This is a genomic window from Rhodococcus sp. WB1 (assembly GCF_001700945.1).
Classification (GTDB): Bacteria; Actinomycetota; Actinomycetes; order Mycobacteriales; family Mycobacteriaceae; genus Rhodococcus; species Rhodococcus aetherivorans.
This window is the reverse complement of sequence record NZ_CP015529.1, coordinates 359088-385359: the sequence shown is the minus strand read 5'-3', so window position 1 is coordinate 385359 and position 26272 is coordinate 359088. Positions and strand designations below refer to the sequence as shown.

At 70.3% G+C, this 26272-nt stretch carries 25 protein-coding genes and 1 pseudogene; 8 read left to right on the top strand and 18 right to left on the bottom strand.

From position 1 onward, the window contains the following. Positions 1-139: 139 nt before the first annotated feature. Positions 140-1210, top strand: a complete 1071-nt coding sequence (locus tag A4U64_RS01865) for a class I SAM-dependent methyltransferase (protein WP_006941489.1) — start codon at positions 140-142, stop codon at positions 1208-1210. 6 nt (positions 1211-1216) lie between these two features. On the opposite strand, the gene A4U64_RS01860 is transcribed toward A4U64_RS01865, so the two are convergent. From A4U64_RS01860 to A4U64_RS01850, 3 genes are all read right to left on the bottom strand, one after another. Further along, complete coding sequence (locus tag A4U64_RS01860) at positions 1217-1822, bottom strand: TetR/AcrR family transcriptional regulator (protein WP_043802700.1); 606 nt, start codon at positions 1820-1822, stop codon at positions 1217-1219. A gap of 105 nt (positions 1823-1927) precedes the next feature. After that, positions 1928-2905 (bottom strand): alpha/beta hydrolase, encoded by a 978-nt coding sequence (locus tag A4U64_RS01855; protein ID WP_043802701.1) that lies wholly within the window; start codon positions 2903-2905, stop codon positions 1928-1930. 91 nt (positions 2906-2996) lie between these two features. Continuing rightward, the gene (locus tag A4U64_RS01850; protein ID WP_029546166.1) at positions 2997-4223 is read right to left on the bottom strand and encodes an acyl-CoA dehydrogenase family protein; all 1227 of its coding nucleotides are present in this window, start codon (positions 4221-4223) and stop codon (positions 2997-2999) included. 146 nt (positions 4224-4369) lie between these two features. Here A4U64_RS01850 and A4U64_RS01845 point away from each other — a divergent pair, with 146 nt between their 5' ends. After that, a complete protein-coding gene (locus tag A4U64_RS01845; protein ID WP_065922066.1) occupies positions 4370-4768 on the top strand; it encodes a DUF5313 family protein in 399 nt (132 codons plus the stop codon). A gap of 168 nt (positions 4769-4936) precedes the next feature. Here the strand turns inward: A4U64_RS01845 and A4U64_RS28660 are convergent. Then, positions 4937-5339: pseudogene (locus tag A4U64_RS28660) on the bottom strand (dihydrofolate reductase family protein); the annotation flags it as partial. 188 nt (positions 5340-5527) lie between these two features. After that, on the bottom strand, positions 5528-5809 hold the full coding sequence (locus A4U64_RS01840; protein WP_139310911.1) for a hypothetical protein: 282 nt from the start codon (positions 5807-5809) through the stop codon (positions 5528-5530). A 326-nt stretch (positions 5810-6135) separates the two neighbouring features. On the opposite strand from A4U64_RS01840, the gene A4U64_RS01835 reads away from it, so the two are divergent. Continuing rightward, positions 6136-7011, top strand: coding sequence for a hypothetical protein (locus tag A4U64_RS01835; protein WP_065922064.1), 876 nt, complete (start codon positions 6136-6138; stop codon positions 7009-7011). Between the two features lie 626 nt (positions 7012-7637). Here the strand turns inward: A4U64_RS01835 and A4U64_RS28440 are convergent. The 4 genes from A4U64_RS28440 to A4U64_RS01810 all read right to left on the bottom strand — a co-directional run bounded on the left by A4U64_RS28440 (position 7638) and on the right by A4U64_RS01810 (position 10942). Then, positions 7638-7808: a hypothetical protein gene (locus tag A4U64_RS28440; RefSeq protein ID WP_174824758.1), complete on the bottom strand. Its 171-nt coding sequence runs from the start codon at positions 7806-7808 to the stop codon at positions 7638-7640. 258 nt (positions 7809-8066) lie between these two features. Next, complete coding sequence (locus A4U64_RS01820; RefSeq protein WP_198163361.1) at positions 8067-8765, bottom strand: UPF0158 family protein; 699 nt, start codon at positions 8763-8765, stop codon at positions 8067-8069. Between the two features lie 444 nt (positions 8766-9209). Further along, positions 9210-10010, bottom strand: coding sequence for an extensin family protein (locus tag A4U64_RS01815; protein ID WP_232334149.1), 801 nt, complete (start codon positions 10008-10010; stop codon positions 9210-9212). A 209-nt stretch (positions 10011-10219) separates the two neighbouring features. Further along, positions 10220-10942: a GNAT family N-acetyltransferase gene (locus A4U64_RS01810; protein ID WP_006941470.1), complete on the bottom strand. Its 723-nt coding sequence runs from the start codon at positions 10940-10942 to the stop codon at positions 10220-10222. 962 nt (positions 10943-11904) lie between these two features. On the opposite strand from A4U64_RS01810, the gene A4U64_RS01800 reads away from it, so the two are divergent. The 3 genes from A4U64_RS01800 (at position 11905) to A4U64_RS29140 (ending at position 15859) form a co-directional block, all read left to right on the top strand. Continuing rightward, positions 11905-13587 carry a PHA/PHB synthase family protein gene (locus A4U64_RS01800; RefSeq protein ID WP_006941466.1) on the top strand — a complete coding sequence of 561 codons (1683 nt, stop codon included), beginning with the start codon at positions 11905-11907 and terminating at the stop codon, positions 13585-13587. Between the two features lie 421 nt (positions 13588-14008). Continuing rightward, positions 14009-14638: an antibiotic biosynthesis monooxygenase gene (locus A4U64_RS01795; protein WP_050035931.1), complete on the top strand. Its 630-nt coding sequence runs from the start codon at positions 14009-14011 to the stop codon at positions 14636-14638. A 234-nt stretch (positions 14639-14872) separates the two neighbouring features. After that, positions 14873-15859 carry a monooxygenase family protein gene (locus A4U64_RS29140; RefSeq protein WP_335740034.1) on the top strand — a complete coding sequence of 329 codons (987 nt, stop codon included), beginning with the start codon at positions 14873-14875 and terminating at the stop codon, positions 15857-15859. 141 nt (positions 15860-16000) lie between these two features. Here A4U64_RS29140 and A4U64_RS01785 read toward each other — a convergent pair whose 3' ends face one another. The 5 genes from A4U64_RS01785 to A4U64_RS01765 all read right to left on the bottom strand — a co-directional run bounded on the left by A4U64_RS01785 (position 16001) and on the right by A4U64_RS01765 (position 20388). Next, positions 16001-16498, bottom strand: a complete 498-nt coding sequence (locus A4U64_RS01785; RefSeq protein ID WP_231385953.1) for a GNAT family N-acetyltransferase — start codon at positions 16496-16498, stop codon at positions 16001-16003. Between the two features lie 86 nt (positions 16499-16584). Continuing rightward, entirely contained in the window at positions 16585-17040 is a 456-nt protein-coding gene (locus A4U64_RS01780; RefSeq protein ID WP_231772428.1) for a nitroreductase/quinone reductase family protein, read from the bottom strand. Positions 17041-17054: 14 nt separating this feature from the next. Next, positions 17055-17933 (bottom strand): alpha/beta fold hydrolase, encoded by an 879-nt coding sequence (locus A4U64_RS01775; protein ID WP_029546187.1) that lies wholly within the window; start codon positions 17931-17933, stop codon positions 17055-17057. A 20-nt stretch (positions 17934-17953) separates the two neighbouring features. Then, entirely contained in the window at positions 17954-18586 is a 633-nt protein-coding gene (locus A4U64_RS01770) for a TetR/AcrR family transcriptional regulator (protein ID WP_006941449.1), read from the bottom strand. Next, on the bottom strand, positions 18583-20388 hold the full coding sequence (locus A4U64_RS01765) for an N-acyl-D-amino-acid deacylase family protein (RefSeq protein ID WP_065922063.1): 1806 nt from the start codon (positions 20386-20388) through the stop codon (positions 18583-18585). Before A4U64_RS01765 ends, A4U64_RS01770 begins: the two co-directional genes overlap by 4 nt. A 117-nt stretch (positions 20389-20505) precedes the next feature. Here A4U64_RS01765 and A4U64_RS01760 point away from each other — a divergent pair, with 117 nt between their 5' ends. After that, complete coding sequence (locus A4U64_RS01760) at positions 20506-21576, top strand: alanine racemase (RefSeq protein WP_006941447.1); 1071 nt, start codon at positions 20506-20508, stop codon at positions 21574-21576. Positions 21577-21608: 32 nt separating this feature from the next. On the opposite strand, the gene pdxR is transcribed toward A4U64_RS01760, so the two are convergent. Next, the gene (gene pdxR / locus A4U64_RS01755) at positions 21609-23111 is read right to left on the bottom strand and encodes a MocR-like pyridoxine biosynthesis transcription factor PdxR (protein WP_232334148.1); all 1503 of its coding nucleotides are present in this window, start codon (positions 23109-23111) and stop codon (positions 21609-21611) included. 19 nt (positions 23112-23130) lie between these two features. Here pdxR and A4U64_RS01750 point away from each other — a divergent pair, with 19 nt between their 5' ends. Beyond that, positions 23131-23826, top strand: coding sequence for a pyridoxamine 5'-phosphate oxidase family protein (locus A4U64_RS01750; RefSeq protein ID WP_029546196.1), 696 nt, complete (start codon positions 23131-23133; stop codon positions 23824-23826). Here A4U64_RS01750 and A4U64_RS01745 read toward each other — a convergent pair. Genes A4U64_RS01745 through A4U64_RS01735 form a run of 3 tightly spaced genes read right to left on the bottom strand, consistent with a single transcriptional unit; the run spans position 23754 to position 26159 of the window. Beyond that, the gene (locus A4U64_RS01745) at positions 23754-24206 is read right to left on the bottom strand and encodes a MaoC family dehydratase (RefSeq protein WP_006941443.1); all 453 of its coding nucleotides are present in this window, start codon (positions 24204-24206) and stop codon (positions 23754-23756) included. The genes A4U64_RS01750 and A4U64_RS01745 overlap by 73 nt on opposite strands. A 17-nt stretch (positions 24207-24223) precedes the next feature. Further along, complete coding sequence (locus A4U64_RS01740; RefSeq protein WP_050035933.1) at positions 24224-24988, bottom strand: GntR family transcriptional regulator; 765 nt, start codon at positions 24986-24988, stop codon at positions 24224-24226. A 19-nt stretch (positions 24989-25007) separates the two neighbouring features. Beyond that, on the bottom strand, positions 25008-26159 hold the full coding sequence (locus tag A4U64_RS01735) for an acyl-CoA dehydrogenase family protein (RefSeq protein ID WP_006941441.1): 1152 nt from the start codon (positions 26157-26159) through the stop codon (positions 25008-25010). Positions 26160-26272: the final 113 nt, after the last annotated feature.

The following is a 26272-nucleotide window of genomic DNA, read 5'->3' as shown; positions in this document are numbered from 1 at the left end:
TCCCGCGCCCCGCTGCGGGGCCGAATGTGACACCGGATCGACGAGGTGTCACATTCGGCCCCCATGGGGGCGTTGTCCGCCGCCCGGAACCGGAGGACTCTCGGAATCACCCCTGTCCCTCTCATCCGGAGGCCCCACCGTGACGCACACCGTTTCCCCCGTCGACACCGTCGCCCAGCGCGTCCTCGACTCGGCGCTCGGCGCCGTCGATCTGATCGCGATCTATCTCGGCGACCGGCTCGGCTGGTACCGCAGCCTCGCCGCCGACGGTCCCGCCACCTCCGACGAGCTCGCGGCGCGGACCGGGACCGACCCGCGCTACGCCCGCGAATGGCTCGAGCAGCAGGCGGTGACCGGCCTGCTCGAGGTCGACGACGGCGATCCGCCGCGCTTCACGCTGCCGCCCGCGGTGGCCGAGGTCCTCACCGACGAGCACAGTCTCAACTACCTCGGACCCCTGGCCCGCATGTTCGCCGGGGTGTCCGCGCAGCTTCCGGCCCTGCTCGACGCCTACCGCACCGGGGGCGGCGTGAGCTGGGCGCAGCTCGGCACCGATGCCCGCGAGGGGCAGGCGGACATGAACCGGCCGTGGTACGAGAAGGCGCTGCCGGGCGCCCTGGCGTCCGTGCCGGACCTCGACGCGCTGCTGCGCCGACCGGATGCCGAGATCGCCGACATCGGCTGTGGCGGTGCGTGGTCCACGATCGCGCTGGCCCGTGCGTACCCGCAGGCCCGGTTGTTCGCCATCGACATCGATCCGGCGACCGTCGCCCTGGCCCGGACGAACGTCGCGGCCTGCCCCGACGTCGCCGACCGGATCACCGTCGTCGAGACCGACGCGGCGAGCCTGCCCGACGAACGCTTCACGGCGGCGTTCGCCTTCGAGTGCGTCCACGACATGCCACGTCCCGTCGAGGTGCTGTCCGCGGTGCGCGGCTCGCTCGCGGCCGACGGGGTCATGGTTGTCATGGACGAGGCCGTCGCCGACCGGTTCACCGCACCCGGCGACGAGGTCGAGCGGCTGATGTACGGGTTCAGCATCTCGTGCTGCCTGCCGGACGGCATGAGCCACCCGCCGAGCGCGGGAACCGGCACGGTGATGCGTGCGGACACCCTGCGCCGGTACGCGCTCGACGCGGGCTTCTCGGACGTGTCGGTGCTGCCGATCGAGGACTTCGGGTTCTGGCGGTTCTACCGTCTGACGCCCTGACCGGCCTCAGCACGATGTCGGCTGGCGCGCCTCCGACAGCAGTGCCGTGACGGTGTGCTTCATCAGTTCGGCGGCCTCGGCCACCGGCAGGTCCAGCACATCGCGCAGCGCCACCCACGACGCCCAGGTGCTCGCCACCGCCACGGAGCGCACCAGCGTGGCCCGGCGCGACGCGTCGAGCGCGGCGAGTTCCGCCGCGAACAGCTCGTCGACCTCGTTGACCACACGTGCGATGTGCCGCAACCTGTTTCGCTGGATCCTCTTGGACTGCGGGGCCCGGATCGCCGACGCGCGCGCGAACGGCGCCATCAGCTCGAGCAGTTCGGCGCGCTGCCGGCAGAACGCGTCGATCCGCTCGTCGAGCGGCAGGTCGACGGGGACCGGGGCGAACGCGGTGTCCTGCCGCCGCAGCAGCTCCGTCCCCGTCTCCTCGAACAGCGTTTCCAGATCGTTGAAGTTCGCCCACAACGCCCGGAGCGAGACCCCGGCCCGTGCGGCGATCTGCGCACCGGTCGGTTTCAGCTCACCGGCCTCGATCAGGGCGATGTGCGCCTCTATCACTGCGTGGCGGGTCCGTTCGGCCCGCGCGACGCGTCCGTCGGTGACGGTCACGTGTCCCTCCTCCCGTGTCGCCGACCGGTTCCTCCCAACCGGTGCGGCGCACTCGATTGTGCCAGGGCCTGTGTCACCGAGGGGGTGGCGCCGCGCGGGGGCGGGTCAGTCGTGGTCGAGGACGGGGGTGCGGGCGGTGGCCCGGACGATCGCGTCGTACAGCGAGCGAGCGGCGCGACGCGTGGCGCCGGCCCCTCGGACGAGGGTGAATCCGTGGAATACGCCCGGCCAGCAGTGCAGTTCGACGCGTACCCCGGCCTGCAGGAGACGCTGGGCGTAGACGAGCCCCTCGTCGCGGAGCGGGTCGAGTTCGTTGACGGTGAGGTAGGTGGGCGGCAGGCCGGTCAGGTCGGCCCGGCGCGCGGGCACGGACTGCTCGGTGGGCTCCTGCCCGCCGAGGTAGTGCCGCCAGCTCTGGGCGGCCTTGCGGTTGTCCCACACGGCGGTGGCGCCACCGCCGCGCATGGAGGCGGTCTCGAGCCGGTCGTCGAGTGCGGGTTCGAGCAGGGCCTGCAGCGCAATGCGCGGGCCGCCCTCGTCCCGGGCCCGCAGCGCGACGGTCGCGGCGAGGGCGCCGCCCGCGGAATCGCCGAGGACGACGACGCGGTCCGGATCGATGTCGAGACATGCTGCGCCGGAAGCGATCCACTCGAGGACCGCGTAACAGTCGTCGGCGGCAGCGGGATAGGGGTGCTCGGGGGCGAGCCGGTAGTCGACGGAGATGACGACGGCACCGGTCGCGCGGGCGACGGCGGCGGCGAAGGCTTCGCTGTGGGCGGCGCTGCCGAGGACGAATCCTCCGCCGTGGATTTCGAGAACGACGGGCCGGCCCGCGGGGTTGCCGTCGGGACACATGTCGGGCGTGTGGATCCGCACGGGCACCTCGGGGCCGCCCGGCGCGCCGGGGACGAGCCACTCCTCGACGGTGACACCGGTGGTGTCGGCGGGGCCGGCGGCCGCAACGATCGAGTCGAGGGTGCGACGGCCTCCGTCCACGTCGGCGAGATCGAGGTCGGGGAGGGTCGTCACCGCGTCGGCCAGTTCGGGATCGACGTCGGTCGAGACTGGCATGATCTCGGTCATGGCGACACGATAGTGGAATGTGCAGCGTAGGTGCAGATACCGGTCCCGGGTACCGGGACCCCGGACCGCGCGGCCCGGCCCGGGGTCCCGGTCATTCGGCGAGCAGGCCCTTGGCGATGTGCGTCACCTGGATCTCGTTGCTGCCCGCGTAGATCATCAGCGATTTCGCGTCCCGCGCGAGCTGCTCGACGCGGTACTCGGCCATGTAGCCGTTGCCGCCGAAGAGCTGCACCGCCTCCATCGCCACGTCGGTGGCCGCGCGCGAGGAGTACAGCTTCATCGCCGAGGCCTCGGCCAGGCCGACGGGCTTGCCGGCCTCCGTGCGTTCGATGGCGCTGAACACCATGTTGCGGACGTTGATGCGGGCGATCTCCATCTCGGCGAGCTTGAGCTGGATCAGCTGGAACCGGGAGATCTCCGCTCCCCACAGCTTGCGGGTGCGGGCGTAGTCCTTGCACAGGCGCAGACATTCCTCGATGATGCCGAGGGCCAGGTAGGCGATGCCGATCCGCTCGGCGGCGAAGGATTCGCGCGCGCTCTCCTTGCCGTCGCTGCGGCCACCCTCCTCCGTCTCGCCGAGCAGCCGGTCGCGGGTGATGCGGACGTTGTCGAAGAACAGCTCGCCGGTCGGCGAGGAGTTCATCCCCATCTTCTTGAACGGCGGGCTCTGGGTCAGTCCCTCCATGCCCTTCTCGAGCACGAATGCGAGCACCTTGCGGTCCCGGCGGTCGATGCTCGGGTCGCCCTCGTCGAGCTTGGCGTACACGATGAGGACGTCGGCGTAGGGACCGTTGGTGATGAAGGTCTTCTGCCCGTTGAGGATGTAGTCGTCGCCGTCGCGCCGGACGGTGGACTTCATTCCACCGAAGGCGTCCGACCCGGAGTCGGGTTCGGTGATGGCCCAGGCGCCGACCTTCTCGAAGGTCACCAGCTCGGGCAGCCACCGCTTCTTCTGGGCGAGCGTGCCGCGGCTGCGGATGGTGCCCGCGGTGAGGCCGAGGCTGACGCCCATCGAAGCGACGAGCCCGAGGCTGACCCCGGCGATCTCGCTGTTGAGCAGGGCCGCCATACCGCCGGAGCCCATGCCGCCGCCCGGCTTGGCAGTCGACGCCTCGCCGGCCTCCTCCCGGGCGAGGGCCTTGTTGAGGCCGTCGCGGGCCAGCTCGTCGATGCCGAAGGCGGCGAACAGTCTGCGGATGATGTCGTAGGGCGGCAGCTCACCGCTCTCGAGCCGATCCACGTGGGGGCGGATCTCCTTGTCGATGAATCCGCGCAGCGCGTCACGGAACATGAGATCGGTGTCGGACCACTCGTACATGCCTCGAAATATAGAACACGTTCTCGTGTACGTATACGGATCCACGGAACCGGCAGTGACATCGGGCATATTTAGCCTACGATTAGTTAATGCACGATCTATTTGCGTAGACTTCTGGTGTCGCCCCCGCACGAAAGGCCCGAGAGATGCGCACCCGTCCCGGCCCGTTCCAGTGGCTCGCCTACGCCGTCGGCCGCCCCCTTCCCGCCTCGATGCGCGAGTGGGTGCGCAACGACCTGATCGGCGACCACGCCGTCGCCCGCCACATGGTCCGCAGCCAGGTCCCGTTCCTCCCGCTGTACGCCGCATTCCTGCTGCTGCCCGGCCCGGTGTGGCTGCGCCTGTCCACGATGGGGCTCGGCGTCGCCCTCGCGCTGTTCTTCTCCGCCGCCTACATGGCGCAGAACCGCCGGCGCCGGCTCGAGCGCAACGGCCTGCCGGGAGACCTCGAGAATCCCCGGCGCGTCCGGGAGCGCGACGCCGAGAAGGCCGCCTACGAGCGGCTCCACTCCACGATGCGCGCCGACCTGCGGACGCGGGGGTAAGGCGCAGTCACCTCTGCCGAGTTGACGTTGCAGAGGTGGGTCCGAGGAAGCTTCACCACAGGACGACCAGCCGTCGGTGTGGCCTTTCAGCCCGAGATCCGGTTTCTCACAGCTGATACGGCAGCGGCGTGCCGATCGCCTCCACCAACGGCAGAAGACGGCACCGATCGTCTCCTCCTCGAGCCGCGCGACGACGTCGACGGCGTCACCGCTCACGACGGTCGCGTTCGGCCAGTCGAGGGCCCCTTCCAGTGTGGTCGACACACCGTGCGGCATGCTCCTCATCCGGGTGACCCATGAGTCGTTCGCGCCGGACTCCTCGGTCCTCGAGGCCGGCAGTCGCACGAATTGCCGATAGGTAGTGGCTCCGAGGACCATCCGCCCGCTCCGCGTCGTACAGGGCGAGGCGGTGGTCGAGCAGCGCGGGGCCCTGCTTGCCCCGGTTGCCGCGGTGGGAGCCGTAGCCGTCCGGGCTGGAAAAGACGTCGAAGGTGGAGGTAGCGGTCCTGATGCTCTCCTCGAGAGCGGGTGATCGGGTGTGGATACAGACTGAAACCACGGCCGAACTCATCGCCGTCGGACTCCAGAAGTCCGGCCGCCCGGATGCCACCGACGGACCACCGCTCCACGGTGACCGGGATGCGCTAGGGAAGACCAGCCCTCGGCGTCCTTCCGGCGCCGGTGGTCCCCACGGGTGCGCTGCTCGCCGCCCGGCTCGGCACGGGCGCCGCCGTCGGCTCCGGCCGACCGACAGGTGCTCTAATTCGTCCCCGACTCATCCGGTCGCAGCGCCCGAAAAAGCCGGTCCGGGTCGAGTTCGGCTACCGGGGCCACCACCACACCGAGCGCCCGCGCCTCGGCCACCGCACGGGCCAACAACCGGCGGGCATACTCGTAGCGGCACCGAAGATCGTCGGTCAGCGCAACATCGCGCAGTGCGACTCCCGCGGGGACCTCCTCGAGCGCCTCCGCGACCAGAGACCGCACGATGAGAACCCCGGTCTGTACACCCTCGACCGCCCAACGCTGCTGCCACTGCATGCCGACCGCCCTCGACTCGGCCCAGCACCGATCACCCGCCGCCATTATCCGCCCCGCAGGCCCACGGCGTCACGCCTGGAACAAGGGGATCGCCGTCGGTGACGTGCCCGGTGTCGCAGACTGCCGCCGCGACGAGACGGGGTCGCCGCCCGGCTGGACCGGGTCGCCGGTCCGGGGGATGCAGGCGCCCGAGATCGCCCCTGGGTGGACGTCGATTCGACTGCGGGAGGTGGCACACCGCCCTCACACCACCCCGGTTTCGGATCCCGGAGTCCGAGCCGGGTGATGCGGTGACAAACGCCTTATCGTGGAGTTGAGTCGACTCTGTGCGTCCAACCAAACTGTCAGTCGCCTTGGGCCGAGAAGCCCTCGCCGCACGTACCGAATCCGCGAACGGCTGGTTGCAGGGAACACCACCGGGACGGACGGTCCGGCGTGTCATCGACGGACTCATCGACATCGAGCTCGCCGACCGATCGATGAGCCTCGCAGCCAAGATCTTCACCTCGGTACTGCCGCTGATCATAGCCGCCTCGATCTTCAGCAACTGGGATCTGGCCACCCACGCAATCGAGGAACAACTCGGTATCGACTCGACCGACCTGTCGGCCTGGGCCAGCGAGTACGACGCCACCGACCCGACCTTCGCGGCATTCGGTGTCCTCGGATTGCTGCTGGTCGCCATCAGCGGCACATCATTCACCCGGACCCTGGCACGGATCTACGGAAAGATCTGGAACGTGCCGCCGATCAGCGCCCGCGATGCCTGGCGGTGGCTGGTGGTCCTCCTCTTGGTCGCTGCGTCGGCTGCGCTGATCGGCGTGATACGGCAGGTGTCCGGTCCGCACTTCGTCGGCAGGTCGCTGGCGATCCTCGGCGAACTGGCGGTGTGGGCGGTCGTGTGGACCGTGTGCCCGTATCTGCTCACCAGGGGCGCGTTGTCCGGTCGCGTGCTGTGGGCCACCGGGATGCTCACCGCGTCAGGCCTCACTGTGGTCCGTGCCGCAGGTCGAATCGTGCTGCCGAAGCTTACAGCCACAGCAGAGACGAAGTTCGGTCCCCTGGGGGTGGTGTTCACCTCGATCAGCTGGCTGTTCGCGCTGTCGATGGTGATCGTGGGTGCCGCGACGATCACCAAAGCACTCGCCCTCGACGAGAGTTACCTCGGCAGATACCTCCGCGGGCCGAGCGCCGGCGCCTGAGGTAGCCCGTCGCACTCAGGCCCGTGAGGAGTAGCTGCCGACGGCACGATGAACCGTCCTGGATCGAGTGGAGACCTCGTTCAGGCCACCTCGAGACCTGAGGCGGCGGTGGGACGGGGTTCGCGAGAGCGTGTCTCGTAGTCGATCGGCGAGAGGTATCCGATCGACGAATGCAGCCGGTCCGCGTTGACCAGCGCACCCACTCCGCGGTTTCCGTCTCCACTTCTCCGCTTGCGTCCGCACGGACCACAATCGGCCCGGTGGATCAATTCGATCTTGTAGAGCCCTACGGTCGGTTCCCTCATCGCGTTGTCGAGGGCGTCCCCGACGCCACCGATCGAGCCGGCGATGCCCGATTCGGTCCGTGCCTCGGTGAACGTCCGTGAGGTGCACTGACCGACCACATCCGGGCGATACACCAAACCCGTTGAGATGGAACGCAAATCGGTTCTCTTCCGGATGAACAGCGCTAACCCGTGCACGCCGCCGACGGCGCGGGGGCGTGCCGGTGTGGTTGAGCTCGGCCGCCGGCCCGGACGAACGGTGGTGGACGTTTTCCGGGTTACGCTCAACCGGCCCCAGAAGGACGATAAGAAAAGTGCTGTAATGCTCTGCAGTCAAACACTTTATCCGGTGTCGCCGTATACCGAAGCCGCGCGACGGGCAGGCCGGGTCCATCCCGGTCCGACGTCGGCGCGCCAGGGGGCGCGTCGTTCGACGATCGTCGGGTGGCGCGTCGTGATGCCGCGGACGTACGCGCGGAAGACGGCCCGTTCGCAGTCGGTATCGAGCAGCATGAGCTCCACAGTGTCGTGGCCACCTCGTCCGGGATCCGGAGGTGGTGCACCGGGCTCCTCGGCACGGCAGCGCACTGACCCAGCGGACCCCGATTCCCGGCGGTGGCGGCCCGCACCGGCGCACCCGACTGCTCGGCGAGACGGCGCGCCGGGCCGGGAGCCTCGTCCGGCAGCTCGCGAGAAAACAACGCCGATCGCCGACGAGCACGCTGTCAAGGACTCGACTCCGGGCACGTCCGTGGTCCGCAAGCCCAGGACCTATCCGATACGGCGGGGACGTACCCGATACCCCTGGTCCGTGAGCCATGCGCGGGCGCGACCAGCTCTGCGTTCGTCCGAGAACAGCCGATACCGGTGAAACTCGTTGGGCGACTGCGAGAGCACGTCCTTGAAGCGGCGGAAAGCGCCTCGCCCACCGAGCGCGATGCGCAGCTGCTCGGCCAGGGCGGGATCGGCCACCGAGTCGAGGAACACCTCCATGTCGCGGTAACCGGGGCGCGATCCGACGCACTCGACGAACAACCAGCGGTCGGGGTCGCCGTCCGTATCGTCGTCGGACATCTCGTCGATGACCATGGCCGGCCACGTGTGCCCGGTCTCGAGGTCGAGACGGCCGCCGCCGTAGACGACGTCGCCTTCGAGCAGCGAGGACAGCTCGTCGAGATCGACCGGCAGTGGCCGGAGCATCGGAGTGGCCCGGGCCAGTGCGGCCTCGAGCTGGTCGGCGAGCTCCGCGTCTCCGGTCCAGCCGCGCACGTGCAGCGCCGCGGCGCACCGGGTGGCCACCTCCCGCGCTCCGGGCAGCCGATCGTCGACGGCCGCGACGAGCGCGTCACCGATCAACTGCAAGACCGCATCGGCGGGTCGTCCCCGCACCAGCTCGAGGACCGTGTCGGTACTCGTGTGCAGAGCGGCACGCAGCGCCCGCACCGCGTGTTCGTCCCAGCCGGTGTCCATCGAGTGCCGACGATAATCGCACCGGCCCCGACGCGGCATCGTTTCGGCCTTCCGGTCGACCACCTCCCTGCCGCTGGCGACAGCCGCACCGTCCGATACGACGAGCGCCCAGGACCATACGGCCCATGGCTCCCTCGCACCGACATGAAAGCGAGAAACTCGCTTTTCGGACTGCCTCACGGTCGAGCTGCGAATCCCGTTGCGGACTGACACCGAGGATCACTGCGATATCCCGCACCGACAGCCCAGGGCGGCGCAGATGCACCACCGCCGCCCGCGCAGCCTGCTCCTGCGCGCGAGCGGCTGCTTCGACCCGGGTCCGCGCCTGGCGTGCTTCGGCGATGGAACGACGGTCCGACCTACCACCATCTGTGGGCAAAGCAGAAGCCGCTGTTGTGGGTGCCCGATGCGGTGACCTGGTGCAGCTCCTGCAGGGACGAGCACCTACCGCAGGTGCGCCGGCGGGTCGCCGGGGGTGATACCGAGGTGGATGTGATCGTGGTGGACGCGGTCGGAGAAGAAGCCCTTGCGTACTCCGTTGAGGTCGACAGGTCCACCGACCTCGGTGGCCCCCAACTCGGCGGCTCGCCGCATCAGGCGAAGCGGTCGATCGTCACCGGCCGGGGCGACCACCGGCCGACCGTCGATCTCGCGGATGTCCACGGCTCGTCCGACGGCGTGGTTGGACACCCGCGCGGTCGGAAACACCGTCTGGATGTGGCCGGTATGCATCACCTGGATCGTCAGGGTGAACTCCCGGGACAGTGCGTGAAGTATCGCCAGCAGCTGGGTGTCGATCCTGCCGGTGCGGACGTCGCTCCGGGCGGGGTCCGGCAGGACGATCTTCGGGTCGGCGAGCACCGCTGCGGCCGTGTCGGTCAACGGCAGCGGCGAACCCAGCGAGGTCGGTGGGACGAGTCGCTCGACGGTCCAGTTGCCGCCGGGTTCTCGGGCCAGCCGCACGTCCACGACGAGTTCTCGGATCCAGGGCCCCGAGACGGTGCGCAGGTTCTGACCGACCAAGGCGATCACCGCCGCGGTGTCGCGGGCCAGCCCGCCGTACTGCGGATAGACCACGGTCAGTTCCCCGGCGCGGGCGGTGGCCGGTTGGAGGACGGACGCGGTCGCTGCCGCCGCCGGTGACGCGCCGGCCCGGACGAGGTTGTCGACGGCCGTCCCGTCGTCGCTCCAGTTGCCGGCGGTTTCCAGAAACGCCGCCGCGGTGCGCTTGATCTCCGGGGACACTTCGCCTGGGGCCGGCCGCCAGCGACTCGCGTCGGCGGACAACGGAGAACGAAGTGGGCCGGCTCCGGGACCAGGGTGAGGTTGCTGCGGTGTCGGCGTGGTTGCCGGGTGCGCAGGTTCGGACGGGGTCCACTCGACGGCGCACGATGCCACTGCGGCGGCCGAGCCCGCGGTCAGCAACGTCAACAGCTGACGCCGGGTCAGATTCATCAGGGATCTGTCCCGCACCGGTCGCAGAAACTGCCGGGGCGGGCCGGAGGCACGACGGGGTGGCGATAGCTGCGTACGGCGACGCCGTCGCGGGTGAGGTGTTCGCGCACCGGGCTCCATCCCAGGTGTTCGTAGAACGCGCCGGCGCCGTCCGGGCCGGCGCTGGTGAGCAGCTCGGCTGTTGCAGCGCCCCGCTCGTGCGCATGGGTGAGAAACAGCTCGACCAGGCACGCACCGACGCCGCTACCCCGCAGCGGCGGCCGGACGGCGACCGCGGCCAGCAGAGCTACCGGCACGGGATCGATCTGGGCCGAGTGCGCGGCAGGCCGTGAGGTGATCGTGCGAAGAAGGCGTCGGGTCCACGGCCCCGCCCGTGTGCGCAGGAACCGCACCGCCAGTGGTGGGTGATGCAGCAGCGACAAGGCTGCGGTCGACGCCAGGGCCAGCATGCAGCGGCGCTCGGCCAGCACCGCCCGCATGTGTGCCGATTCGTCGGTCGATCCGAACAGGAAGGCGCACACGTCCTCGCCGGAGTCGCACCGACGCACCGCGACGAACGCCACTGCATGCGGTGAGTCGAGGAATGTCCTGTGCCAGCGACGCATGAAACGCGGCCCCAGAGCGGGGAAGAACCCGACAGGCAGCTGCTCGATGTGCAGTTGCGCTGTGGCGTCGAGATCGGCGGCAGTGGTGCCTCGCAGGACGAGATCGTTCGCGGTCAACGGACCGGGCCGTGGAGAAGGCGCCGGTCGGGCACGGCACCGCGGGCGGCGGCGACGCAACGTCGGTCGGTACACGAACCGGTTCCCCTTCTGCGGTCAGGTCAGGCCGGGCATGCCGTGGTCATTTCTCGACGTCGCATCTCTCGATACGGCCGCCGAATCTCCGACGCAAGGCCGGACAGCATTGCGCCGATCCCTGGGCACGGAGTCTTCTGCGCCGCAACTGGGGGGTCCGGGCCGTGAGATGGCGGAGCCCGAGCGATCGCGCCGACACGAGGAGGGCGACGCGCGTCGCGGCTCCTCCCGCGGGCCCAGAAGCACGTGGCGTCGTTGACGGTGTGGTCTTACCCGAACAGGGTGCTGCTCCTCACGGACGACGGCCTGCCCTCAACCCTCTTCCCCGGTCCGGACCGGGGAAGACGAAGTCCTGTCTCGAGTGTGCCCCTGGCGGTATGGCTTCGCCCGCGTTTCCGATGAATCTGCTCGAGACCCGAGCCGGGCGTCTCACGGAGCGGACCCTCGCCGGAAACCACGGCTGGGCCGAAACGCGGCTGCCGGACTCGGCTGTCAGGACAGCGACGGGACGGCGGTAGCCTCAGGTCGTAATCGAGCACCACCTCGATCTCCTCGACGGAACATCCTCGAGCAGATGCACGGCATCGACGACCATCTCCGGGACCTGGTCGAGCCGACGAGCCTGGGCTGCGGCCTCAGGGCCGCAGGGGGCGCGGTGTCCGCCACCCGAGCGAACTCGTCCGCGGCGGTCTCGACCGTCACCTCCGGCTCGCGGGCGTGGAACTGGACGCTCGTCCCGGTTCGCCGGCGCCGGCCCCCGAGCGGCCGCGTCATGCCGACAAGGATACATACCGCCTGAATGTCTTACCGCCTAATGTAATTCGATACTGTTGGACGTCACAGCATCAATTCGGTGAGACAATCCAGGAGTCGAAGGGAGGCGCATGATGGCCCAGGCACGAACCGTGATCGGTGAGAGCGTCGAGGAGTCGATCGGGGGTGGCGAGGACGTCGCGCCCCCGAGGCTCGGGCCGGCCGTCGGCGCCCTGGCCGACGTGTTCGGTCACGGCCGGGCGGTGGCCCGGCACGGCGTGTCGTTCGGCAGGGAACTGGCGAAGATCGCCGTCGGCCGGTCGACGGTGGCTCCGGCGAAGGGAGACCGCCGGTTCGCCGACTCGGCGTGGAGTGCGAACCCCGCCTACCGCCGGCTCGGGCAGACCTACCTGGCGGCAACCGAGGCCGTCGACGGAGTCGTCGACGAGGTCGGTCGCGCGATCGGCCCGCGACGCACGGCCGAGGCCAGGTTCGCCGCCGACATCCTCACCGCGGCCCTGGCCCCGACGAACTACCTGTGGACCAACCCCGCGGCGCTGAAGGAGGCGTTCGACACCGCCGGACTCAGCCTCGCACGCGGCACCAAGCACTTCGTCTCCGATCTGATCGAGAACCGGGGCATGCCGTCGATGGTCCAGCGCGGCGCCTTCACCGTCGGGAAGGACCTTGCGGTGACCCCGGGTGCGGTGATCTCCCGCGACGAGGTCGCCGAGGTGCTGCAGTACACCCCGACCACGGAGACGGTCCGCCGCCGGCCGGTGCTCGTGGTGCCCCCGCCGATCGGCCGGTACTACTTCCTGGACCTGCGGCCGGGACGCAGCTTCGTCGAGTACAGCGTGGGCCGGGGCCTGCAGACCTTCCTGCTGTCGTGGCGCAATCCCACCGCCGAGCAGGGCGACTGGGACTTCGACACGTACGCGGGCCGGGTGATCCGGGCGATCGACGAGGTGCGGGAGATCACCGGCAGCGACGACGTGAACCTGATCGGTTTCTGCGCCGGCGGGATCATCGCCACCACGGTGCTCAATCACCTTGCCGCGCAGGGCGACACCCGAGTGCACAGCATGGCCTATGCGGTGACGATGCTGGACTTCGGCGATCCGGCACTGCTCGGCGCGTTCGCCCGGCCCGGCCTGATCCGGTTCGCCAAGGGCCGGTCCCGCCGCAAGGGCATCATCAGCGCCCGCGACATGGGGTCCGCGTTCACCTGGATGCGCCCGAACGACCTGGTGTTCAACTACGTCGTCAACAACTACCTCATGGGTCGCACCCCACCGGCCTTCGACATCCTCGCCTGGAACGACGACGGCACCAACCTGCCCGGCGCCCTGCACGGTCAGTTCCTCGACATCTTCCGTGACAACGTGCTCGTCGAGCCCGGCCGGCTCGCCGTGCTGGGCACGCCCGTCGACCTGAAGTCGATCACCGTGCCCACGTTCGTCTCGGGCGCCATCGCCGACCATCTGACCGCATGGCGCAACTGCTACCGCACCACCCAATTGCTCGGTGGAGAAACAGAATTCGCGCTCAGCTTCTCCGGGCACATCGCCAGCCTGGTCAACCCGCCGGGCAATCCGAAGGCACACTACTGGACCGGGGGCACACCCGGCCCGGACCCGGATGCCTGGCTCGAGAACGCCGAGCGGCAGCAGGGCAGCTGGTGGCAGGCCTGGTCCGACTGGGTGCTCGCCCGCGGCGGGGAGGAAACCGCCGCGCCGGACGCACCCGGCAGTGCGCAGCATCCCGCGCTCGACGCCGCTCCCGGCCGGTACGTGCGCGACCTGCCCGCCGGCTGACCGCCCGTCCCCCGGCGACCCGTCCGGACCCGGACCCGGACGGGTGTCCCACCACAGCGGTAGTGACGACCGCTCTGCTCCTGCTGGAGACCCGCTCTCCGGCACCTTGGAGACGTCTCGGGTTTGCAACGCCTTCCGATCGTTGCATCGACCCATGGAACGGGCGCCTCCCGTACCCGTCGGACAACGCGCAGACGCACCCGACGGCGTGGTGACACAACACCGGCGCAGCATTCTGCTGTGGACACCGAGGGCATGCACCTCGGAAAACACGAGACCCCGCGAGCCCGCGACGACTGCGACCGCTCCTGGCCGCCGAGAGAATCGGCCACCGCCCATTGCCTCCGGCGGATTGAGGGAGCAGGGTGAAGCACGGGGGAATGACCGGCGACGCCGCGTCGGCGCCGCCCTGAGGAGAAGGGTGCCGATCATGTTCGCACGCTCCACCACAATTCACGCGCATCCGTCGTACATCGACGCCGGGATCAAGCACGTACGCGACACCGTGATGCCCGCGCTGGCGGACATCGAGGGCTGCCTCGGAATGTCCCTGCTGATCGATCGCGGCTCGGGCCGGTGCATCGCGACCAGTTCGTGGCGGGACGAGGAATCGCTACGCGCCAGCGAGGGCCCGGTGCGGACGCTGCGTGACGCCGCCGCCGAGATCTTCCACGGCACCACGGAGGTCTCGCGGTGGGAGATCGCTGTCATGCATCGCGACCACCATTCCGAGCGCGGGGCCTGGTGCCGCGTCACATGGGTCAAGACCGAACCCGCCCACATGGACCGCGGCGTGGACATGTGGAAGATGGCCGCACTGCCCCAGATGGAGGAACTCGAGGGCTTCTGCAGCGCCAGCCTGATGCTCGACCGCGCCGCAGGTCGCGGGGTGTCGTCGCTGACGTTCGACAGCGCCGAGGCGATGGAACGCAACAGAGAACGCGTCGACAGCATCCGGGCCGAAGTGGCTCGCGCGGCGGGCGCCGAGGTGCTCGATACCTGCGAGTTCGAGCTCGCCATCGCGCACCTGCACGTCCCCGAGATGGCGTGAGCTGATCAACTTTCGAGAAGGACGACCCCGGCCGGTTGCGCCGGCTGCCGCAGCGACCGGCCGTCATTCGAAGATCGAATATGTGCTCGGGCAAGGGGAGCGGTCTACGCACCGAAACCGTGTCCGAAGACATGAATGCCGTGTCCGAAGACGTAGATTCAGGGACCGGAGACCGGTCACCATCACTCACACCCGGTGGGGGCGCGGCGGTGCGAGGCCGGATAGGAGGCCGCCATGATCGAAGTCGAGGACAGCATTGTCATCGCGCGCCCGATCGGCGAAGTATTCACCTTTGTCGCGGACCAGACCAACGCTCCCCGATGGCAAGACGGATTGCTGGAAGTACGCCGGATCACCGACGGACCGCCGGGAGTAGGTACCAGGCATGTCGCTGTCCGTAGATTCATGGGACGCAAGCTCGAGCTGACCAACGAGTACGTCCACTACGAGCCGAACACGAAGATCACCTTCACCGGGGCTTCGGGACCGAGCAGTTTCGAGGCGGCGTATCTGACCGACACGACAGCCGACGGGACCCGGGTGACGTGCCGCATGCGGATGGAGCAGAGGGGCCTCTTCAAGCTCGGTGACCCGCTGGTTGCTGCCGGCCTCCGACGGGAATTTGCCGTGAACCTGGAGAACCTCAAGGGTCTGCTCGAAACGAAGGCCGACGGCCACCTGCCGACGAAGGACCGTGTCATGCGTGTCGACCGTTCGACCATCGACCTGTCCGGCTACCCGGACCTGGTCGTCGTCTACCTCGGAATGCGCGTGAATCGTCCTCGCGGCTTGCTGCGGATGCTGGGGCTCGGACCGCAGATCAACCGATCGTGGAAGGACAAGCCCGACGGGCTGCTGCTGCACGAGGACTTCATCTGGTCCCTGCTTCCGCCCCACGCCGGGATGCGGCAATACTGGCGCGACCTGGACAGTCTGGAACGCTGGACCCGCTCCGACCCGCATCGGCTCTGGTGGCGCACGTTCCTGCGCGACTCCGGCGGCACCGGGTTCTGGCACGAGACCTACTTCATGCGCGGCGGCGTCGAGGCGATCTACGACGACATGGCCGAGCCGACCGGTCTCGCGCGGGTTGCCCCACGCGTGCCGGCCCGCGGAGCGATGTTCTCCGCACGACGGCGCGCGGGCGACACGACGCCGGCAACGGTCGCGCCCGTGGTCTTGGAGAGCAACTACTACGCCGACGAACCAGAGACGCGCTGACGTTGCTCCCTGGTGTTCCGAGTGGGCGCGGCGACCGGTCCGGGGAAGCAGCCCCCGCCGGGCCCCGACTGCGGTTCCGCCCGGCCCCGGCGCTGCAGACAGGGATACCCGTCGCTCGCGGTGGTTGTCACAGGGGGCCGGTTATCGGACGAGTCTGACTTCGACGAGAGCCGTGCCCGGGTAGTTCTTCTCCGCTCCGTCGGGCAGGAAGCCGTTGCGGCGATAGAAGCTGTGCGCGCGGGGATTGTCCTCGGCGACCCAGAGTTGCGCACGGTCCCCGGCCAGAACCGCGTCGAGAAGTGCCTGCCCTGCACCACTCCCGTGGTGTTCGGGCAGGAGATAGAGGGTGTAGAGCTGAAGATCTCGGACGGGGTCCTCGTCGTCTATCGGTATGCCTGCAGAAGCGAACCCGACAATCTCCCCGTGAGCCTCTGCAACGCGTAGTCGCGGCGGCCGCCGCGGTCCGTTCAGCATGGAGCGCCACATGGCCGTCCGCTGTTCGAGCGCGTCGTCGTCGAAGAAGGAGCTCGGGAGAAGGTGCCCGTACGTGGCGCGCCAGGTGACGATCAGCACCCGAGCGATCGCATCGGCGTCGGCCGGTCCGGGCGCCCGCACGTGGAACTCCGAAGCCTCCCGCACGGTTCGAGACTAGCAATGCGGGCAGATACCGCACGCAGGGCTCGTCGGAGGGCCGATGCCGACCCTGACCGATTCGGCGAGCCCTGTCAATCCTCGTACGGCGCGAGGACGTAGATCGGGATCTCCCGCTCGGTGCGCCGGGCGTACACCTCGTAGTTGGGCCACACCTCCACCAGCACCTCCCAGTGGATCGCCCGCTCGCTGCCCTCCGAGCGTCGCGGTACCACCACGGTCTCGCGGCCGCGGTAGGTGACCCGGGCCTCGTCGGCGGCGTCGAGATTGCGGGCCCAGCCGGGCAGCTCCGGCATCCCCCAGTTCGAGCCGGCGACGAGCCAGGCGTCGTCGTGCGGAACGCCCAGCAGCGGCGTGCTCCGCTCGACCCCGCTCTTGCGGCCGCGGACCGTGAGGACGAGCTCCGGCAGGCCGGCCAGGGTGAGCAGGGTGACGCGGCCGAACGTGACCCGCTGGATGGTGTGGTCGACGGTGACGATCTGCTTGCCGAACCGCGGCAGCCACGGCTGGCTCCCCAGTTTCACCGCCACCGGCCGGATCGGATTCACGCCGGCGACCAGGCCGCCAGGACCGTGCGCACGGCGGTGACCACCGCCAGCGGCTGGTCGATGACCGGGTGATGTCCCGCGACCGGCAGATCCGTCACCAGCGCGTCCGGACCGAACTGGGGCCGCATCCGGGCCAGCAGGTCGGGACCGACGATGCCGTTCTCCGAGCGGAAGTAGGCGATGCGGCACTTCGCCTCGAAGCTCTCGAGGCTGGTGCGCCGGTCCTTGGTCATCCGCAGGGCGTCGAACTTCCAGCTCCACCCCCCGGGCACCTGCCGCATGGACTGCCGCGCGATGTGCTCGAGCACGTACGGCTCGGCGGTCTCCTGGGGCGGGACCAGCCGGAACCGCGCCATCGCCTCCTCCGCCGTCGGATACACCTTCGTGCCACTGCGCTCCCGCGCGGCCTGCGCCCGCATCTCGATCTCCTCGGGCGTCAGGTCCCGGATCGGGGAGTCGAGGATCACCACCCCGTCCAGCCGGTCGCCGTACAGATGGGAGGCCGCGAAGGAGACGATCCCGCCCATGCTGTGGCCGACCAGCACCGGGGGCCCGGCGATCCCGCCGGCCTGCGCCACCGCGAGCACCTCCGCGGCCCACAGTTCGAGGGAGTAGCCGTCGCGGTGGCCGCTGTCCCCGTGCCCGCTCATGTCCAGCGCGACGACGCGCCGGCCCTCGGCGAGCTGGGGTGCGACGTGATCCCACCAGCGCGAGTGCGCCATCCCGCCGTGCACCAGCACGATGCCGGGACGGCCCTCCTCACCCCACGCGCGGTAGGCGATCGAGACGCCGTCGACCTCGACGTTGCCGGTCTCCACCGGCGCGGCAAGTGCCTCGACGAACCACTTCGGCGCCGATTCGTTGTCGATGCTCATTACCCGAACCTACTTCGCTCTCACCTTCCGGTCACCAGCTGGGCCACCAGAGCGAGACGCGGCTCCTCCTGCTCGGGCTGCGGGTGGACCACCGCGGCGACGGCCTCCCCGTCCAGCAGGTGCACGATCGTGAACAGCAGCGTGTCGAATTCCGCCGGTTCGAACCGGGAGGCGATCGGCAGGGTGCGGCCGAACTCGGCGATCTGGGCGTGGTACCGCTGCGCCATCGGAGCGAGACGGGCGCGCAGCGCGGGATCGGTGCGCGCCGCGCCGAGCAGTTCGTACCAGGCGGCGTTGATCGGGGCGCGGCACGCGGCCCGCAGCAGCCGCAGGCACTCGCGGACCGACTCGGGGCTGTCGCCGGGCCCACCGAGTTGTTCGAGCCCGAGCCGGAAGTTCGCGAACTGCCGCTCGCGGACGGCGTCGGCGGCGGCGACCATCAGATCGAGCCGGGCCGGGAAGTGCCGGAACACCCCACCGGAGGACACCCCGGAGCGGCGGCACACCTCCCCGATGGTGGTGGCGGTGTAGCCGAGTTCACCGAGGGCCTCGACGGTCGCGTCGAGGATCCGCTCGATCGTGGCCGTGCGGCGCTGCTGCTGGGTGCGCCGCCCCGCGACCGGGTGTCGTTCTCGCTCCGGCGCTTCCGTCATCGGGTGCCGCTCCGCGCCGGCACGGGTCCACGCGCGTCGACGCCCGCGCGCAGGAAGCGCCCGGTGCCGACGGTGGCGCCGTAGCCGGGCACGAACTCGCCCGCACGGAACACCACGCGCCCGGCCACCGCGGTCGCGGTGACGGCGGCGTCGTTGCGGTTGACCATGCGGCTCAGTCCGCCGAACTCGGGCATGGGCGCCTCGTGGTAGGCGTCGGTGTCCTCGTTCAGACCGGCCGGGTCGACCACCACGACGTCGGCGCGGTCGCCGATGCGCAGGTGCCCGGCGTCGATGCCGTAGAAGTCGCCGAGTTCACCGGTGAGCTTGTGGATCGCCGATTCCAGCGGCATGACGGGCTTTCCGCGCCCGGCGTACTCGTGGATGCGGCGCAGCATGCAGATGCCGTAGTTGTAGAACGCCATGTTGCGCAGGTGCGCGCCGGCGTCGGAGAAGCCGACGGTCACACCGGGCTGCCCCAGGAGCCGGTTGGCCACCTCGGGCCGATCGTTCGCGATCACCGTGTGCCAGCGGAACTTCCGTCCGTGTTCGACGACGAGGTCCAGGAAGGTGTCCACCGGGTGCACACCGCGTTCGCGCGCCACGGCGCCGATGGAACGGCCGACGAGCGACGCGTCGGGGCACTCCACGATGGTGGTGTCGTCGAAGTCGCGGTGCCACACGCGCGGCGAGAACTTCTTGTCGAAGTCCTGCCGGAACCAGCGGCGGTACGCCTCGTCGCGCAGCAGCTCGTTGCGGGCGACCTCCTCCTTCAGGTGCAGGGCGGCCCGCCCAGAGCCGAACTCCTCGAACACCACGAGGTCGATCCCGTCGGAGTACACCTCGAACGTGGTGGGCAGGTGCTGCCAGCGGAAGGCGCCGCGGCCGATCCGGTTGGCGGCGAAGGCGATCGGAGCGAAGATGCGGTGCACCCAGCGTTCGGCCTTGGTGTCGGCGGCGGCGAGCACGGCGGCCCTCATTGGCTTGCGGCCCAGGCCGGTGGTGGCGAGGGCGAAGAACGCCACGTCGTACTTGGTGTTGAGGTTCGGCACGGCCTGCAGGACGCGGCCGCGGCGGCGCAGGATGCGGTGTATCCGGCGGAACTCGGACCACGAGGCGTGGGTCGAGGGCAGCGTGCGGGAGCGGTAGCGATCGCCGTCGAGTTTGTCCCAGGGATTCGTCATGGTGGACACGCCGAGGAATCCGGCGTCGAGGGCGTCCTCGATACCGGCCTCGATCGCGGCGAGTTCGGCACGGCTCGGAGCGCTGGCGGGATCGGTGGAGCGGCCGAGCCCCAGGACGGCGGCCCGGACGTCGGAATGCCCGATGAACGCGGCGACGTTCGGACCGAGCGGCAGGGCGTCGAGCGCGGCGACGTATTCCCGGGGCGACGACCAGGTCCTGCCCTGCTCGAGCGCGGCGAGCACGTGTTCACGGGGCAGCGCCTCGACCCGGCTGAACAGGTCCGCGGCGTCGAGCGGCGGCACGAACACCGTCGAGAGCGAGCAGTTGCCCATGAGGACGGTGGTGACGCCGTGCCGCACCGACTCGGGCAGGCCGGGCGAGACGAGCACCTCGGCGTCGTAGTGGGTGTGGGGGTCCACGAAGCCGGGCATCACCCACCGGCCTTCCGCCTCGATCACCTCGGTGTCCGGCCCGATGGGCAGCGGTTCGGCGCTCGCCGCCGCCACCACCCCGTCCCGGACACCGAGGTCGCGGACGACGCCGGGTGCGCCGGTGCCGTCGAACCACAGACCTCCGCGGACAACCAGGTCGAACTCGGCGGGCGCCGGTGTCGTGTCCATGTGACCTCCCTCACGTCGATGCACCGAGCATAGCGAGAAAGAGGACGACCGCTCTCTATTTTCGGTAACTCGCCGGGCAGGCGCCGGACCGGTCGGGGCCACGAATAGAGTGCGGCCATGCCCGCGTTCCCGGCCGTCCCCGCCACCCCCGCTCTGCTCGTCGACCGTGACGTCCTCGACCGCAACATCGCGCGGATGGCCGACGCGGCGCGCATTCGTGGCGTGACCCTGCGCCCGCATGCCAAGACGCACAAGTGCGTCGAGATCGCCCGTCGCCAGATCGCCGCCGGCGCCGTCGGGCTGACCGTCGCGACGGTCTCCGAGGCCGAGGTCTTCGCCGATGCCGGTTTCCGCGACCTGTTCATCGCGTATCCCCTGTGGACGGACGCCGCGCGCGGGGCCCGGCTGCGTGCGCTCGCCGCGGAGGTCCGCCTGACCGTCGGGGTGGACTCGGCCGAGGGCGCGCGGGCACTCGCCGAGCACGCCCGACCGGGCCTGCACGTGCTCGTCGAGGTCGACAGCGGTCACCACCGCACCGGGGTCGCCCCGGAGCGGGCCGGGTCGGTCGCCGTCGCGGCCGCCTCGGTCGGGCTCGAGGTGCGCGGCGTGTTCACGTTCCCGGGGCACTCCTACGGGCCCGGTCGGCCGGCCGTCGCGGCGGCGGACGAGGCGACGGCACTGAGCCGGGCGGTGGCGGCGGTGGCGGCCACCGGACACGACGCGAGCGTGGTCAGCGGCGGCTCGACCCCCACCGCGCACCTCGACGTGCCGGCTGCCACCGAGCTGCGGCCGGGCGTGTACGTCTTCGGCGACGCGCAGCAGCTCGAGCTGGGCACGGCCGGTGCGGACGCGATCGCGCTGACGGCGCTGTCGACGGTGGTGTCGGCGCGTGACGACACGGTGGTGCTCGACGCCGGCAGCAAGGTGCTCGGCGCCGATCGCGCCGCCTGGGCGACGGGCTACGGCCGCATCCTGGGCGCACCGGACGCGCGGATCGTCGCGCTGTCCGAGCACCACGCCACCGTGCAGTGGCCGGACGCCGCCGATCGCCCCGCGCTCGGCACCCGGGTCCGGGTGATCCCCAATCACGTGTGCACCACGGTCAATCTCGCCGACGACCTGATCGTCGTCGCCGGGGACACGGTCGTCGACCGGTGGCCCGTCGCCGCCCGCGGCTGCAACACGTAGGCGGCTCCGCCGCCGGTGCGTCCTTTGGGCGGCTAGGACAGCCCGAAGGACACACCGCGCAGGGCCGCCCCGATCGCGTCGGCCGCGTCCACCGCCCGGGATTCCGGCAACCGCGCGTACCCGCACACGAGTCCGCGCGGACCGCCGGGGGCCGCGCTGTACGTGCTGAGCGGCGCGCTCTCCACCCCGAGCCGTCGTGCTGCGGCGGCGACCGCCACGTCGTCGACGTCCTCCGGAAAACGCAGCACCACATGCAAACCCGCTTCGATACCGGTCACCGACACGCCGAACCGCTCGAGATCGCGTAGCGCACCGACGAACGCGGACCGCCGGGCGCGGTACGTGCGGGACGCACGCGCCAGATGCCGCGACAGCGCCCCCGACTCGATCAGCCGGGCCAGCGCGGACGCGGTGACCGAACACGCCACCTCCCCGCTCTCGGTCACGGCTGCCGCGATCCGCGAACGCAGCGGGACCGGCGGTATCAGCCACGCGAGCCGCAGATCCGGCGACAGGATCTTCGAGGCAGTCCCCACGTAGGCGACGCACTCGCGCCCGCCGTCGATGCTGCGCAGCGCCGGGAGTGCGGACACGTCGTATCGGAACTCGCCGTCGTAGTCGTCCTCGACGACGACAGTCCCGGTCTCGGCGGCACGGGCGACGAGCCGTGCCCGACGGGACACCGGCATGCGCGCCCCCATCGGATACTGATGAGCGGGTGTGCAGTACACCGCGGCGTCGGTCTCCCGCACCAGGTCGGGATCCAGACCGTCCTCCCCCACCGGGATCGGCCGCGGCCGGGCGCCCTCGCCGACGAGCGCCCGTCGCGCACGGCCGTACCCCGGGTCCTCGAACGCGACGTCGCGGTCCCGCAGCGTCGCGGCGATCGCGAGCACCCGGATCGCGGCGGCGACGCCCGGCAACACGACGATCTCGTCCGGGCCGCAGGCGAGGCCCCGCGTCCGCCGGAGGTGATCGGCCAGCGCCCGGCGCAGCTCCGGATGCGCATCCGGATCGGCGACGCCGAGGGGGCGTGGTGCCGCGGCGGCCGCACGCCAGGCCCGGCGCCACTCCGCGTCCGAGACCAGCGCCGGGTCCGGTATGCCCGGCCGCAGGTCCAGTACGGGCGCGCGACGAGCCCGGTCCGGCTCCGACGGCGGCGCGGCGGCCACGACCGGGTGTGATGCGGCGTGCGCCCGGGCCGCCACGTCCGCTCCGGCCGCGACGCGCGTACCCGAGCCCGCCCGGGCCACAGCGAAGCCCGAGGCGCACAGCTCGTCGTACGCCTCGACCACGCAGCCGCGGGACACCCCGAGCTCCGCGGCCAGCGTGCGGGTCGACGGCAGGAGATCGCCGACCCGGATGTGACCGCACCGGATCCGGTCGACGACGGCCTCGGCGAGACGCTGCCGCAGGGGGGCGCCGGTGTCGGGCAGCTCGAAGGTCAGATGGACGACGGGCGCGACGCGGGGCACGGCACGACAATACTGGTCCTGGATTCGGCGGGTCTTGTGGATCTGTTCATCGGTCCGCATATCGACGAGGCTCGCCTGCATGGACAACATCAGGCGCTATCCCGAACGGGCCCGGACCCGGCGGGCCGACCTCGACGCGGTACTGGACGCGGCGGTCACGTGCACGTTCACCACCGTCGCCGACGGCCTGCCGTGGGTCGTACCGATGCTCTACGCGCGCGACGGCGACCGGCTCCTCCTGCACGGCTCCACCGGCGCGGGCGCGCTGCGCCTGGCGACGTCCGGGGCGCCGGTGGCCGTGTGCGTGTCGATCCTCGACGGCGTCGTCGTGGCGCAGGACCTGTTCCACTCGTCCGCGAACTTCCGATCCGCCGTGGTCCGAGGCGAAGTCACCGTCCTGTCCGCAGAGGAGTCCGCCGGCGCACTGGACGTCCTGTCGGACGGCTTGATACCGGGGCGCAGCGCCGAAACCCGGGCACACACCAGGAAGGAACTGGCGGCCACGGCCACCCTGGCGCTGCCCATCCGGCCGGGGCAGTGGACGGTCAAGATCCGCGACGCACCGCCGTCCGCGCCCGACATGAGCGACGGCTCCTGGGCGGGCGTGGTCCCGTTGCGGACGGTCGCGGGCCGGCCGGTCGCCGCGCCGTGGGTCGCGGACGACGTGCCCGTACCCGCGTCCGTCCGCAGGCTGGTGGACCGCTACGCGACGAGCACGACGATGGTCTCCGCGACCAGCGCCGGCTTCTCGGCGCCCTCGGCCTCGACGGTGTAGGTGACGGTGAGGTTCGCGCCCTTGGCGGTGCGCTCGAGGGACGCGAACTTCGCGGTCGCCCGCACCTTCGAACCCACCGGGACGGGCGACGGGAAGCGAACCTTGTTGGCGCCGTAGTTGATCTTCATCTTCAGGCCCTCGATGGCGAAGATCTGCGATCCGAGGACGGGCAGCAGCGAGAGGGTGAGGTAGCCGTGGGCGATGGTCCGGCCGAAGGGGCCGGACTTCGCCCGCTCGGGGTCGACGTGGATCCACTGATGGTCGCCCGTGGCATCGGCGAACTGATTCACCCGTTCCTGGGTGATCTCGAGCCAGTCGCTGTGGCCGAGGTCCTCGCCGACGGCCGCCTCGATCTCGTCGATTCCGTTGAAGGTCCGCATGTTCCATTTCTCCTGTGTCAGGGCCGCAGTGGCCGGTGCCCGGCGCGGCGGAGGGTGACGCGATACGTGTAGTGCTCGGGCAGAAAGTAGCTGACGGACAGCTCGGTCGGTTCGCCCGCATCGTTCGAGTACAGCCGGTCCACCCGCAGCAGCGGATGTCCGGCTCCGCAGTTCAGCTCGCGCGCAACCTCTTCCGTGGCCCGCGCGACGGTGATCGTCTGCGCCGCCTCGACGATGGGGTGCTCGAGGTACGGCTCGAGCAGGCCCATCACCGTGTTCCGGCTCGACGCCCCGGCCGCGAGCTCCGAAGCGCCCTGCACGTGCGCGGCCACGTGATCGGGCAGGTACACGGTGGTCAGCGCGAACGGGATCCCGTCGTGCACGCGGCGCAGCACCACCGCGTGCACCAGATCGGTGTCCAGGCGCAGCCGGCTCGCGGCCTCGATGTGCACGCCGCGGCGCAGCGGCGCGACGATCTCCATCGTGGTGTCGGCGGCGAGGTCGAGCAGGTCCTCGATGGAGCCGAGCTGGCGCCGGTAGCGCCGCCCGTCCTCGTTGGCGAACGTGCCGCGGCCGGGCACCCGGTAGACGACGCCGTCGGCGACGAGGTCCTGGAACGCGCGCCGCACCGTCTGCCGGCTCAGCCCGTAACGCTGCGCGAGTTCGGCCTCGGTGGGCAGGCGGACGCCGCCGCGGTACTCACCGGCGTCGACGGCCTCGCGCAGCCGTCGCGACAGCTGCGCGTACGCCGGTTCCGTGTCGCGTTCGCCCATGACGACCATGAATCCTAGTGACGGCTGGTCACAGGCCGCCGCGGGCCACCAGTTGGGACGCGATGACGCCCTTCTGGATCTCGTTGGTGCCCTCGCCGACGATCATCAGCGGGGCGTCGCGGAAGTAGCGTTCGACGTCGTACTCGGTGGAGTAGCCGTAGCCGCCGTGGATGCGCACCGCGTTCAGCGCGATCTCCATCGCGATCTCCGAGCAGTACAGCTTGGCCATGCCGGCCTCCATGTCGCACCGCTCGCCGCTGTCGAACTTCTCCGCCGCGTAGCGGGTCAGCTGCCGCGCCGCGGTGAGCTTGGTGGCCATCTCCGCCAGGTAGTTGCCGATCGACTGGTGCTTCCAGATCGGCTGCCCGAAGCTCTCGCGCTGCTGCGCGTAGGCGAGGGAGTCCTCGAGCGCGGCCGCTGCGACACCGAGGGCGCGGCACGCGACCTGGATGCGGCCGGTCTCGAGACCCTTCATCATCTGCGCGAAGCCCCGGCCGGGCTCACCGCCGAGGATCGCCGTCGCCGGGGCACGGTAGCCGTCGAAGCTCAGCTCACAGCTCTCGACGCCCTTGTAGCCGAGCTTGGGCAGATCCCGCGAGACGGTCAGGCCGGGCCCGTGCTCGACCAGGACGATGGAGATGCCCTTGTGCCGCGGGGTGGCGGCCGGGTCGGTCTTGCACAGCAGCGCGATCAGCCCGGCGCGGCGGGCGTTGGTGATCCACGTCTTGGCGCCGTTGATGACCAGGTCGTCGCCGTCCCGGCGGGCGGTGGTGGTCATCGCCTGCAGGTCCGAGCCGCCGCCGGGCTCGGTCAGCGCCATCGTCGCCCGCACCTCGCCGGTCGCGAGGCGGGGCAGGTACGTGCGCTTCTGCTCCTCGGTGCCGAACAGCGACAGCAGCTTGGCGACGACGGTGTGCCCGCCCATCGCGCCGGCCAGCGACATCCAGCCGCGGGCGAGTTCCTCGGTGACCTGCGCGTAGCACGGCATCGACACCGGCATCCCGCCGTACTCCTCCGGCACCGCCAGCCCGTAGATCCCGATCTGCTTCATCTGCTCGATCCACTTCTCGGGGTACTCGTTTGCGTGCTCGACCTCCTGCACCGACGGCTTGACCTCCCGGTCGATGAACTCGCGCACCGTCTTGACCAGGAAGGTCTCTTCGTCGCTCAGGTAGCTCACGGAAAATCCTCGAATCGACACGGGACCTGCGATCCCACCCGTCATTTGTACGGCCATTTTTAGCCTCACGCCCTCGCGATGTCAATACCTCTGGGCGCGAGACACCCCCTGAA